This is a genomic window from Micromonospora sp. KC721, assembly GCF_004348355.1.
In the GTDB taxonomy this organism is placed as follows: domain Bacteria; phylum Actinomycetota; class Actinomycetes; order Mycobacteriales; family Micromonosporaceae; genus Micromonospora.
In genome coordinates, this window is record NZ_SMJY01000001.1 from 41,020 (window position 1) to 54,070 (window position 13,051).

Sequence of the window (13,051 nt, forward strand, 5' to 3'; positions counted from 1 at the left end):
TTTCGCGCAGCGAGGTCGTCACTGACCGTCGCAGCCGTCGGAACGCGGAACAAGGCACAATCCGTCACCCGCGACCCGCGCCGAGCAGACGTTTTGTCACCCGCAGACCTTGCGGAGACCCCGAACCGCCTGGTTCCATTACTCACCGTGACGGAATCGCCGCCTCCCGACCGCACCCCGCTCACGGTGGCGGACGTACTACGTCTACCGGTGCTCGCCGCCGGTCAGCCCACGGTCGTCTGCGGGCATGACCGGTTGTCCCGCGCGGTCCGGTGGGTGCACGTCACCGAACTGACCGACCCCGCCTCCTTCCTCAAGGGCGGTGAACTGGTGCTCACCACCGGCATGCCCCTGCCCACCGAACCCGCCCTGATCCGCAGCTACGTCGACGAACTGGCCCAGGTGGGCGCGGCCGGCCTCGTGATCGAACTGGTCCGCCGGTACCGGCAGCCACCCGACGCGCTGGTCCGTGCCTGCCGTTCCCACGACCTGCCGCTCGTCGTACTCACCAGGGAGGTCAACTTCGTCGACGTCACCCAGACCGTCCACGCCCTGATCCTGGGCAGCCAGGTCGAGTCCCTTCGCCGGACCCAGCAGGTCCACGAGGCGTTCACCTCGCTGACGCTGCGCGGTGCGTCACCCGACGAACTGGTACGCGCCGCCGCCGAGATGAGCGGGCACCCGGTGGTCCTGGAGAACCTGATCCACCAGGCGATACTCCACGACACCGCCGGCCGCCCCCTCACCGACGTGCTCGGCGGCTGGGAACGGCGCTCCCGGGCCACCTCCTCGCCGCAGCGCACCGATGTCTGCGGGCCGGAATCCTGGCTGGTCACCCCGGTGGAGTACCAAGGGGAACGATGGGGCCGGCTGGTCATGGTGCCCGACTCCACCTCGCCACCCACCTTCGGCGCGGACCAGGTCATGGTGCTCGAACGCGCCGCGATGGCGCTGAGTATCGCCCGGTTGGTGCACGGCCGCCCCTGGGAACGCGCCGCCCACCGCACGGCGCTGCTGGACATCGTCGAGCGGCGTTACCGCTCCGCGCCGGAGGCCCGCGCCCGCCTCGACGCGCTCGGGGTGCCGACGCACGGCCGGCAGCTCGTCATCGTCCTGGTCACCGTCGCCGAGGGGATGGGCGAACTCGAGAAAACGGTGGTGCAGGAACTGCGGGACGCGGGCGCGAGGGCACTGGTCGCGGAGATCTCGGGTACCCGCGTCGGCGTACTCCTCGCCCTGCCTGCCACCCGCACCTGGCGACCGGTGGTGGAGCGGGTGGCCAAGGCCGTCCGGCACCGGCATCCCGCCGCCGTGGTGAGCGTCGGCGGTGAGGTCGACGACCTCACCGAGGTGGCGCGGTCCTTCCAGGACGCGGTGCGAGTCGGCGAGGCGGCCGTCCCCGGGGAGCGCGCCTACGTCGAGCGGTCGGACATCGGCCTGCGGGAGCTCCTGCACGCGCTGCGCAACGAGGTCCAGCTACAGGACTACGTCGAGCGGTGCCTCGGCCGCCTGATCGAGCACGACGACCGGCACGGCGGCGACCTGCTGGCCACCCTGCACGCCTACCTCGACGCCGCCGGCAACAAGACCCTCGCCGCCCGGCGCCGATCGATCTCCCGGCAGGCGCTCTACGAGCGGTTGCACACCATCGAACGTCTCCTCGACCGGGACCTGGAGTCCGGCTGGGACCGGTCTGAACTGCACGTGGCCCTCACCGCGCTCGGGGTGCAGCGGTTGTCCGCCGGCACGCCCAGCGGCGAGCCGGCGGGCCGACCGGCGGTGCGCCGGCCGACAACCACCGACACGTGATGACTCCTGGACCGCCCGTCAGGGCAGGTGGTCGCCGACCAGCGCGAGGCACTGGATCGCGGCGAGGCCGTACTGGGCACTGGCGTTGGTGGAGACGAAGCCGGCCTCGTCGACCGGCTTGAGCACGGCTGGCCCCTCGACCCGCACCGAGCGGAACCCGAGATTCCGCGGGTAGCCGGCGTGACCGGTGTAGAACTCCTGCCAGGCACGGGCCGCCAGGGTTCGGTCGCCGAGCTTCGCGGCGGCGTACGCGGTGAGCCGGGAGTGCGCCTGACGCAGGTTGAGGTTGCCCAACGACTGTCCAACCTCGGCGGTCTGCTCGGCCGCGGTGCCGTTGTAGAGCCGGCAGTACTGCAGCCACGCGTTGGTGAACTCGGGCATGTCGACCAGGTCGATCAGTTCGCTACAGATCTCGACCAGGCCGAACACCGCGCCGAGCGACCCGACCGACACCGCCGGTTGGGCGGGGGCGAACGTCCCCGTCTCCAGGTCGTAGCGGCCACTGCCCTGGATGAAGCCGTTGGGCATGGCGGCGATGGTGCGCGCGGTGTTGAGCAGTCTCGTCCGGGCGGTCGGGTCTCCCCCGCGTTCCCACTCGGTGAGCCAGGCCGCGGCCAGGCCGCTCCAGTCGGTGCCGGTGCTGATGGAGAGCGCACGCGGGTCCGGCTCGTACGGCTCGGTGCGGATCTTGCGGATCGGGTCGAGGACGAGGAAGGTCCGGTCGGAGTCGACCAGGTCGCGCATCAGGTCACCCGCGCGTTCGTCGGCGGTGAGGAAGTAGTAGAAGCGCCGGTACGCCGCGGAGCTGATCCGTAGCTGTTTGGCGCTGTCGGCCCAGTGCAGCACACCGTGCCGGGTGCCCAGGTCGCGGTACTTGCCGAGGTGGTAGACGTCCACCTCGCCGGTGTGCCGGGTCATCGCCTCGGCGAACCGGAACACGTCGGCCCGCCCGGAGCGCAGGTAGTGGTACCACAGCCACAGGTCGGGCGACAGTTCGGAGTTGGCCCAGGCGTATCCCCCGACGTCGTACCGCCACACGTGCCGGTCGGCGTCGTAGCTGTGCATGATGTCGCCGTAGTTCCAGAACCCGTACCACGAGCGCTGTTCCACCTGGTTGCGGTGGTGGTCGAACAGGAAGTCGAGGCGGTCCTCGATCTCGCGGCGGGCCGGGGTGCTGCGGTCGACGGGGCTCCAGTCGCCGAAGACACCGGCGGCGTGCAGGCTGGCCGGCGGGGCGACGATCAGCGGTGGCTTCCGGACGGCGTCGGCGAGCTGGGACAGGCGCTCGGCGGACGGCGTGCCGGCCAGTGCCCAGAACGACAGCTCGGTGGTGCGTGCCACGCCGTAGGGGCTGCCGAAGCCGGGTTCGTAGTCCTCGTACGTGATCTCCAGGCCTTCGAGCTGCTCGGGGTAGGTGTCCTGGCCCATCCCGTCGTGGTAAAAGCGCAGGTCCATCGGCGCGGCGTCGGGTGACCAGAGCCAGACGGTCACCTCGGCCGCGTCGCCGGCCGCGCCCCGGATGTCGAGCTGGCTCGGGTGCAGTTGCCAGAAGTCCTTCATGCCGAACGCGAGTCCGCCGGAGACGCCGCCGACGTACCCGAGACCGGCGGCGCGGCGGCCGGTGTCGACCTGGATCCAACCGTGCCCGGCACTGGTCCGCTTGCGGATGTCGAAACAGCCGTCGGAGAGCTGCCGGAGGCTGTAGTCGCCCCAGGCCGGTATGAGGTGCAGCCGGCTCGACACGCGGGTGTCCCAGGTCGACACGTCCGGTGTCGGACGGCCGGCGATCTGCGCCTGCCGTACCGCCGCGCCGGGGTCGCGTCGCAGGCCGGTGAGGCCACGGACCGCCTCGCCGAGCACGCCGTCGTCGTCCCCGGCGAAGCGGATGTGCCGGTCGTGGAGCTGGTCGGTCATCGGCACCTGGAAGCGGACGCCGAGGCCGCCGATGAAATCCTTCTTCTCGTCGCCGTCGAAGACGAACGTGTGCATCATCCGGATGCCGTCGCTGCCTGCGTACAGGTACAGCCGCACGGTGAACGGCAGCCACCCGCGGCGGCCACGGAAGATCCGGTGCCGTCCCTCGATGCGCACGACCGCGCGCACCGGACCGCGCTGTTCGACGGTCACCGCCCGGACCTCGCCGGTGAACCGCTCGGTGCGGACGACGGCCGGAGCATCGTCGGCGTTGTCCTTGCGCAGGCACACGAGCGTGCCGTTCTTGGCGACCGTGCGGCCGGCGCGGACGATCGACGGCACCAGAACGTAACCACTGCGGGCGATCGTGCACCGCACGACGCCGGTGTCCACCTGGATCGTCTTGGCGGTTTCGATGATCTTCAGGGGTTTGGCCGGCGCGACGGCCGCACCGGGGCGCAGCAGGTACGCCTCGGCGGGTGGGGCCTCGGTGCCGATCGCGTGGGCGGTCCACTTGACCGAGCCGTCCGGCCAGAAGCCGATCGGCCAGGACTGTACGGGTACCGCCGCACCCCCGGCGGTGGCCAGCGACAACTCCTGATTGCGGGCGAGGGTGCCGCGCGGCCAGGGCACGCCCCAGGTGGTGCCGACGAGCGCCGCAGGCGCGCCGCCCTCGAGCCAGCGCAGCGGAACGTCGGGCGGATCCGCGGCAGCGGTCTCGGCGCGGCCGGTTGCGGCGGTCGGCCGGGCCGGTGCTGCGGCGGCCGGTTGGGACAGCGGCAGCCGGGTGGCGGCGCCGGCGAAGGCGGCACCCATCAGGAGACTGCGTCTGGGCAGCTGGGACATGGCGCACTCCACGTGAGGGGATCCGCGGCCGAAGACCTGTTATGGAAACGCTTACTATCATGTGCAGGTAATCAGATGCGTCGATAGCCTGTCAACACCCTCAGCAGTGCCCAATCTGCTGCTGCCAGCCACGTTGATCGTCACCCGTGAGGTGCCTATGCTGAAACTCGCTGCCACAAACGCTTCAACCCGCCTCCCACCTGTTGACGGCTGGTCGTCGCCGTACACCGGGTGGACCAGGGCGCACTGGGAGACGGTGGCCGACCACCTGCTGGCCGCGGTCACGCCGCACGCGGTGCCGGGTTTCGCCCAGTACCGGCTTCCCGGGCGGCCCGGCGACGCCGGCCTGACCAGTGACGGCCTGGAGGGTTACGCGCGGACGTTCCTCCTGGCCGCCTTCCGGATCGCGGGCGCCGGCGGCAACGTGCCGGCGGAACTCGTCGAGCGGTACGCGGACGGCCTCGCCCACGGCACCGACCCCGGACACCGGTACGCCTGGCCGGCACCGGCCGACTGTTCGCAGCAGATCGTGGAGGCCGCCTCGATCGCGTTGGCGTTGCACGAGACCCGCCGCTGGCTGTTCGACCAACTCGACGACCGGGTGCGGGAACGGGTCGTCGACTGGCTCGCCGGCTTCGCGGGCCGGCGGACGTGGCAGAGCAACTGGGTGCTGTTCCCCGTGGTGATCCAACAGTTCCTGGCGCAGGTGGGCGGACCGCACGACCCGGCCGAGATCACCGGCGGGCTGGACCGGATCGAACAGTGGTACGTCGGGGACGGCTGGTACACCGACGGTGCCGGCCAGTGCTTCGACTACTACGCCGGTTGGGCGATGCACCTGTACCCGCTGATGTGGGCACGGATGTCCGGCGACCGGGAGCGCGGCTGCCGGTACCGGCAGCGGCTGCGCGCGTTTCTGGAGCAGTATCAGCACATGTTCGCGCGGGACGGCGCTCCGGTGCACCAGGGCCGGTCGCTGTGCTACCGGTACGCCGCCGTCGCCCCGTTGTGGCTGGGCGAGTTGATGGAGGCCAGCCCGCTACCCGCCGGCCGCACCCGCCGAATTGCCAGCGGAGTGCTGCGGCACTTCGTCGAGCGGGGGGTGCCGGACGAGCGAGGGCTGCTGGGTCTCGGCTGGTACGACGACTTCCTCCCGACCGTCCAGCACTACTCCGGGCCAGCCTCGCCGTACTGGGCGGGCAAGGGCTTTCTCGGCCTGCTGCTGCCCGCGGACCATCCGGCGTGGACGGCCCGGGAGAGCACCGCGCCGATCGACGACGGCGACCGGGCCGTCGCGATGCCCGGTCCCGGCTGGCTGCTGCACGCCACCCGGCACGACGGTCTCGTCCGGGTGGTCAACCACGGCAGCGACCGGGCCCGCCACCTCGCCGCCGACGGGCTTGAGGACCCGCACTACACCCGCTTCGGGTACGCCTCGCACGCCGCACCGGAGGCCGGCGAGGCGGCCCGCGCCCGGGCGGTGGACGGTCATCTCGCCGTGGTGGCACCGGACGGCACGGTCTCGCGTCGCCGCCGGATCGAGCCGGTCGCCGCGTACGACCGGTTCGCCGCCTCCGCGTACGAGGACGAGCTGCCTGTCGGTCCGGTGCGGGTGCAGACCGCCTCGCTCGTGCGGGGGCCGTGGGAGGTGCGCGTGCACCGGGTCACCGCGCCGCCCGGCTGCGGGGTACGCGAGGGCGGGTACGCGCTGGCCGCCGACCACCCGCCCGCCGAGCGGACCGGACCGGGATGGGCACGGGTGCGGCGGCCGGACGGGCTGGCCAGCGTCGTGGTCGCCCTGCACGGCCTCCGCGACGCCGCCGTGGCGAGGTCGGTCGACTCGAACGCGTACGGCGCGTGCTCGGCCACCCCCTACCTGACGGCGCCCGAACACCCGGGTGGCAGCGCCCTCTACGTCTCGCTGGTGGCGCTCACCGGCGACCGCGTCGTACCGGACGCGCTGCGGGAGTCGATCGTGGCGGTGGTCGACGGAGACCGGGTGGGCATCCGGTTCCCGGACGGGGAACGGATCGAGCTGACCATGGGCGCCGCGCCGGCCTACGCCCGTCATCCGGTCACCGGCGCGTCGGTCCACTGGCCAACGGCTTGACACCACTCAACGCGGACCCGATCATTTCTGTAACCGTTTTCTGAAACCACGGGGTGGCGATGGCGCGACGGGCGAGGGAAGCTTCGGAGGGCCGGCGCCGGTCCACGATCCGTGAGGTCGCCGACCGGGCCGGGGTGTCCGTGGCGACCGTCTCCCGAATCCTGACCGGCAGCTACCCGGCCGCTCCGTCGACCCGGGCGCGGGTGATGCGTGCGGTCAAGGAACTGGACTACGTGGCGAACGCCCACGCCCGGGCGCTGGCCGGCAGCCCGAGCAAGAGCATCGCGATCGTGCTCAACTCGGTGATCTCGCCCCACTACGCCCACGTGGCGCAGGGCGTCGAGGCCCAAGCCGCCGCCGAGGGCCGGCTGTGCCTGATCGGCACCACGGGGGGCGACCCGGAGCGCGAACTCGCGATGGTCAAGTTCATGCGGGAACAGCACGCCGAGGCGGTCATCCTGGTCGGCAACGTGGTGGCCGACGAGAAGTACCGGCAGCGGATGAGTCAGTACGCGTACGCCCTGGCCGCGATAGGTTCCCGGCTGGTGCTGTGCGGACGCCCGCCGCTCGGCGCGGACGTACCCGCGGTCGTCGTGGAGTACGACCACGCGGGCGGCGCGTTCGCGGCCACCAGCCACCTGCTGTCCGCCGGGCATCGCCGGATCCTCTGCCTGGGCCACCGCGCCGGCTACACCACGGCGGAGGGGCGGCTGGCCGGGTACCGGCAGGCGTTGGCCGCCCACCGCCTGCCGCACGACCCCGCGCTGGAGGTCGAGGGCACGATGGAGTGGCACGAGGGCTACCGGATGATGACCGAACGGCTGGCCGCCGGCACCCGCGACTTCACCGCCGTCTTCGCCATCAACGACCTGATCGCCGGCGGTGCCCACCGGGCGCTCGTCGAGCACGGACTGCGGGTGCCCGACGACGTGTCGATGGTCGGCTTCGACGACCTGCCGCCCTCCCTCGACCTCAACCTGACCACCGTGCACCTGCCCCACGAGGAGGTCGGGCGCACCGCCGTACGCCTCGCGCTCGAGCACGAGGCGCGCGGCGGCACCCCGCCCCACGTCATCCTCGGCACGCACCTGGTGGTACGCGACTCGGTCCGACCGATTCTGCGGTGACGGCGCCGCAGGCCCGGCTCACCTGGCCGCGGCGTACTCGGCGGCCAACTCCTCGGCGAGCTTGTCGCCGCCGGCCTGCCGCCATTGAATGACCGCGTCCTGCCAGGCGGAGAGCGGCTTGCGGCCGAAGACGATGGCCGACACCGCGTCGCCGACGATCCGGTTCAGCTCGGCCCCCTTGCTGCTCTGCGTCGCCGATCGCAGCCCGACCGCGGGGTCGGCGACGCTGCTGGGCAATACCGCCTTCTCCCACTCGTGCACGGCGCGGGCCGCCTCGGGGTGTCCCGGCAGGTACAGCACGGCCGGCGCGACGCCGATGTACTTGACCGGCAGGTTGGTGTTGTTCTCCACGCCGGCCAGCGCGCTGGGCGCGACGCCGTTGGCGTTCTTGGTGTAGTGCACGCCCTCGACACCAAAGGTGGCCAGCTCGTACTCCGCGGTACCGAACGGCGCGCTGAGGTAGTTGCAGATACGCAGAAGCATCGCGATCCGCTCGGGGCTGGCCTTCTTGAAGGCCACGTGGCCGAAGAAGCCGGTGCCGCGCCAGGGCGTCGGGGCGGGTCCGTAGGGTCGGCCCAGATCGAGCTGGAACCTGCCGTTGATCTTGGCGAGGGTGTTGGGGGCCACCGAGCCGAACCCGTCGCTGATCGACACCACCGTGCCGCTGTGCCAGAACGTCTGCAGGTCGGTGGCGCTGAGCGTGAGGCTGTCCGGATGGTAGGCCCCGGCCTCGGCGAGGCGGCGCATGACCCCGAGCGCCTCCTCGTACTGCCCGGTGGTGAGGGTGCTGACGAATTTCCCGCCGTCCACCCGCCACTGGTTGGGCGCGCCGAGCGAACCGGCGTGGTAGGCGATCGCCCCGGAACCGCCGAACAGGGACTTGGAGCCCCCGATGCCCCACCGCCGACCACCGGTGACCTTCCGCATCGCGGCCAGGTACCCCTCGGTGTCCCAGTCAACCGGCACACCGGCCTGGTTCAGAGCGGTGCGGTTGACGAACAGGCTGTTACCCGGTGCCGGCCGCTCCAGCGGCACGCCGTAGATCCGGCCGCTGATGCGACCCATCGCCTGCCAGGCGCGCGTCGGGATGTTGGCGAGGTTCGGGTACTGCCGCACCGCGTCGCCACCGACCAGGTCCGAGATGTCGGCGCACTGCGCCTGGACGAACTCGGCCGCGCGAGGTAGCGCCAGCTGGCTGAACATGATGATGTCCGGCAGGTCGTCGCCGGAGGCCATCAGCGTGGTCATCTTCTGGCTGTACTCGGCGTCGGGGACGACCACGATCCTGAGGTTGACGTTGAGCGCCTTGTTGATCGCCTGCCAGAACCGGTTGGCCTCCACCGGTCTGGGCGGAGCACCGTAGGTGATGACCATCGCGGTGACCTCGGAGCCGTCACCGACGGTGTCGTTCACCGATCTGACCACCTGCTGCGGATAGGTCAGGTACAGGGGTTGCACGCCGTTCGCGTCACCGGGCGCGTCCGGCGGCGGCCCGGAGAACGGCACGTACGTGGGCCACGGCACGAGATCCTTGCCGGCGTTGCCGACATCACGTTTCGCACCGTCACCACAACCGGCCAGCAGCGGCCCGGCGACACCGGCCAACGCGCCCGCGCCGGCCAACGTCAACAACGACCGCCGGGGGTAGTGGACAGCCATGCGGTCCCTCCTCTCTAGAGGGTGGCAGCTACGCCTTGAGGGCTCCGGTGAGGACACCCTTGACGAAGTAGCGCTGTAGGAACGGATAGACGAGCACGATGGGCGCGGTGGCGAGCACCACCACGGCCATCTGGGTCGACTGTGGCGCGGCGGTGGCCACGGCCTCCCCGGTCATGTCGGCACCACCGGTGACGTACTGCCGCAAAACGGTGCCGATCGGCCACTTCGACTGGTCGTTGAAGTAGATGATCGCCTCGAAGAAGCGGTTCCAGTACGCCACCGCGTAGAACAGGCCGACGACCGCCAGCACCGCCTTGGACAGCGGCAGCACCACCCGCCACAGGATGGCCAGATCCCCCGCGCCGTCGATGCGCGCCGCCTCCAGCAACTCGGCCGGGATGGACTGGAAGAAACCGCGCATCACGACCAGGTTGAAGACGTTGACCAGGAAGGGCAGGATCAGCGCGGCGTACTGGTCGAACAGCCCGGTGGTACGCACCACCAGGAACAACGGGATCATCCCCGGCGGAAACAGGAACGTGAACAGGATCAACAGCAGCACCGGCCGCCCGCCGTACACGCCCGGTCGGCTGAGCGCGTACGCCAGGAGGACGGTGCAGGTCAGGCTCAGGGCGGTACCGACGAGGGTGACGCCCGCGCTCACCAGCAGGGCGCGCGTCACGACGCCGCCGTCGAGGATCTCGGTGTACGCGTCGACGGTGATCCGCCGCGGCCACACGACCCAGCCACCGTTGGCGATCACGTCCTGGGGCGCGGCGAGGCTGGTCGCCACGACGGTCCAGATCGGAAACAGCACGAGCAGCACGACCACCGTGAGGGCGACGGCCTTCGCCGCCCGGACGGCCGGTCCGGGCCGCCCCTGCCAGGCGGGGTACGTGTGCTTCATCGCTGGTACACCCCCTGCTCGCCGAGCCGGTGCGCCACCTTGTTCGCCGTGTAGACGAGCGCGACGCCGATGACGCCCTTGAACAGGCCGGCCGCGGCCGCGTAGCCGAACTCGCCGTTGGCGAAGCCGGTGAAGTACACGAACGTGTCGAGCACCTCCCCGACCTCCGGGCCGACCGCCTGCCGTTGGAGGAAGAACTGCTCGAAGCCGACGTCCAGGAACTCACCGAGCCGCAGTACGAGCAGCAGCACGATGACCGGTCGGATACCCGGCAACGTCACGTGCCACAGCCGACGCCACCAGCCGGCGCCGTCCAGCGCCGACGCCTCGTACTGCTGCTCGTCCACCTGCGACAACGCGGCGAGGAAGATGATGGTGGCCCAGCCGCACTCCTTCCAGAGCACCTGCGCGACCACCAACGGCTTGTACGCCTCCGGGTTGCCGATGACGTGGATGGTGCCCAGCCCCCACTCGTCCAGCCACCCGTTGACCACGCCGGCACCGCCGAGCATGTGCTGGAACAGCGCCACGACGATCACCCAGGACAGGAAGTGCGGCAGGTACACCACGCTCTGCACGAACCGCTTGACGACGTCGCCGACCAGGCTGTGCAGCAGCAGCGCCAGGGCCAGCGGCGCGGGGAAGAAGAAGACGATCTGGAGCGCGGCGATCAGCACGGTGTTGTGGACCGCGTTCCAGAAGTCCGGGTCGCCGAACATCTGCCGGACGTTCGCCAGCCCGACCCACTCGCTGCCCGCGATGCCCAGAAACGGCACATAGTCCACGAAGGCCAGCGTGTTTCCGAACAAGGCGCCGTAGTGGAAGACCAGGAAGTAGGCGACGCCGGGAGCCATCAACAGCAGCAGTAGCCGGTCACGGCGGAACCGCTGGCGATGACCGCGGCGCGCCCCGGGGGCGACGCGCCGGACGCCGCCGTCGATGGGGCTGGCGGCCCGCCGCCCGACGTCGGACGACCGCTGGGCATCGATCGCGCTCACGTCGGCGGCCCCTCCCGTGCCATGACCTTTGGTCATTCGGCCGTAACAAAGTGGGAAGAAGATAAAACGCTTACCTGCCTGAGTCAACCACTGGACCTTGTCTGCCTTGGATACGTAGGCTTGTCGGCGGGTAACCGTTTACATCGACGAACTCGACCGGAGGACGGGGGCGGCCCGCCGCCGCACCGCGCGATGTGGACCTGCTGCTGACCGGCGGGACTGCCTGCGCATCGGCGAGCCGGTGCTGGCCCCGGCACCACGGTTCGGTGCCGTCGTCCACACCGCCGGCTCGGTGCAGGGACACCTCGATCCGGCCGTGTTCGCCGGGGCATCGCCGTCTCCTCGGCCGCGCGGGCGAACGCGGTGCCGGTCGTCGACACCGTCGCCGCTGTCCTACGAGACAGAACCGTACGACGACGCCCTGCGCTCAGCTGAGCTGGGCGTACTCGCGGAACTCCCAGTCGGTGACGTACCGCCGGAACCGCGCGAACTCGTCCCGCTTGAAGGTGAGGAAGGCGTCGACGAAGGACTTGCCGAGCACGTCGGTGAGTTCGTTGTCGGCCGCCAGGGCGTCCAGCGCCTGACCGAGGTCGGTGGGGAGCTCGGCCGCGGCGGTGGTGTCGGCGGCGCGGCCGGTCGCCGGGGCGGGGGGCTCGGTCGCGGCGGTGATGCCGAGATGGATCGCGGCCAGCAGACCGGCGATGGCCAGGTAGGGGTTGGCCGTGCCGTCGCCGAGGCGAACCTCCAGCCGGGTGGCCGCTCCGCGTTCCGGCGGGATGCGCACCATGGCGTGGCGGTTGTCCAGACCCCAGTTGACCAGCCACGGGGCAATGGTGTCCGACCCGAGCCGCTTGTAGGAGTTGACGGTGGGGTTGAGCAGCGCGGACAGGGCGGGCGCATGCTCGAGGACGCCGGCCAGGGCGTGCCGGGCCGTGGCAGACAGGCCGTGCGGCTCGTCCGGGGCGGCGAGGACATTGCCGCCGTCCGCGTCGACGAGGGAGACGTGCAGGTGGAATCCCGATCCGCCGCCGTCGTTGGACGGCTTGGCCATGAACGTGGCCAGCCGACCCTCGGCCCGGGCGAGTTCCTTGACCGCGGCCTTGAACCGGAAGGCGCGGTCCGCGGCGTCCAGCGCCGGGGAGTGGTTGAGGTTGATCTCGAACTGGCCGCCGTCGAACTCGCGGTTGCCGCCGCTGACGCCCAGGCCGAGGGTGTGCAGGGCGCGCACGGTACGCAGCAGGTGTCCGTCCGGGTCGCCGCGGCGACCGGTGGTGTAGACGTTGCCCGGGGCGCGGGCGTAGCGCCGCCAACCGGTGGCGGCAGTGGCGTCCGGCTCGAACAGGACGTACTCCAGTTCCGGGCCGACGACCGCGGTCAGGTCCGCGTCGGTGAGTCGGGCGAGGACCTGGCGCAGCAGGTCCCGGGATGATTCGGGCACGCTCTGGTCGGTGGCTGCGTCGCGTACGTCGCCGATGCACCAGGCCACGTTCGGCTCCCAGGGCAGCGGGACGACGGTGTCCAAATCCGGACGTACCAGGATGTCCGGCATTCCCGCCTCGATGCCGCCGGCGATGTCGGATTGGTCCCCCCGGGCGCCGGTGTGGTAGACGGCGCGGCTGAAGGCGAGGCGCGCCGGGCCGCGTACGGCAGCTGGTGGAGCAGGATGTCCCGGCTCCGGTCG

The 13,051-nt window shown here is 71.1% G+C and carries 8 protein-coding genes; 3 read left to right on the forward strand and 5 right to left on the reverse strand.

What is annotated here, in order from left to right; translation table 11 throughout:
• Positions 1-147 precede the first annotated feature (147 nt).
• On the forward strand, positions 148-1,809 hold the full coding sequence (locus E1182_RS00185; protein WP_207921189.1) for a PucR family transcriptional regulator: 1,662 nt from the start codon (positions 148-150) through the stop codon (positions 1,807-1,809).
• 18 nt (positions 1,810-1,827) lie between these two features.
• Here E1182_RS00185 and E1182_RS00190 read toward each other — a convergent pair whose 3' ends face one another.
• Complete coding sequence (locus E1182_RS00190) at positions 1,828-4,569, reverse strand: Tat pathway signal sequence domain protein (RefSeq protein ID WP_132260456.1); 2,742 nt, start codon at positions 4,567-4,569, stop codon at positions 1,828-1,830.
• Between the two features lie 157 nt (positions 4,570-4,726).
• On the opposite strand from E1182_RS00190, the gene E1182_RS00195 reads away from it, so the two are divergent.
• On the forward strand, positions 4,727-6,679 hold the full coding sequence (locus tag E1182_RS00195) for a DUF2264 domain-containing protein (RefSeq protein ID WP_132260458.1): 1,953 nt from the start codon (positions 4,727-4,729) through the stop codon (positions 6,677-6,679).
• Between the two features lie 59 nt (positions 6,680-6,738).
• Positions 6,739-7,806 carry a LacI family DNA-binding transcriptional regulator gene (locus E1182_RS00200; RefSeq protein ID WP_132260460.1) on the forward strand — a complete coding sequence of 356 codons (1,068 nt, stop codon included), beginning with the start codon at positions 6,739-6,741 and terminating at the stop codon, positions 7,804-7,806.
• A gap of 18 nt (positions 7,807-7,824) precedes the next feature.
• Here the strand turns inward: E1182_RS00200 and E1182_RS00205 are convergent, their stop codons facing one another.
• The 4 genes from E1182_RS00205 to E1182_RS00220 form a co-directional block, all read right to left on the reverse strand.
• Positions 7,825-9,465, reverse strand: coding sequence for an extracellular solute-binding protein (locus E1182_RS00205; protein ID WP_132260463.1), 1,641 nt, complete (start codon positions 9,463-9,465; stop codon positions 7,825-7,827).
• 28 nt (positions 9,466-9,493) lie between these two features.
• Positions 9,494-10,372 carry a carbohydrate ABC transporter permease gene (locus E1182_RS00210; protein WP_132260465.1) on the reverse strand — a complete coding sequence of 293 codons (879 nt, stop codon included), beginning with the start codon at positions 10,370-10,372 and terminating at the stop codon, positions 9,494-9,496.
• Positions 10,369-11,370 (reverse strand): sugar ABC transporter permease, encoded by a 1,002-nt coding sequence (locus tag E1182_RS00215; RefSeq protein WP_243705938.1) that lies wholly within the window; start codon positions 11,368-11,370, stop codon positions 10,369-10,371. Before E1182_RS00215 ends, E1182_RS00210 begins: the two co-directional genes overlap by 4 nt.
• 427 nt (positions 11,371-11,797) lie before the next feature.
• Entirely contained in the window at positions 11,798-12,919 is a 1,122-nt protein-coding gene (locus E1182_RS00220) for a glutamine synthetase family protein (protein ID WP_207921191.1), read from the reverse strand.
• Between the last annotated feature and the right edge of the window lie 132 nt (positions 12,920-13,051).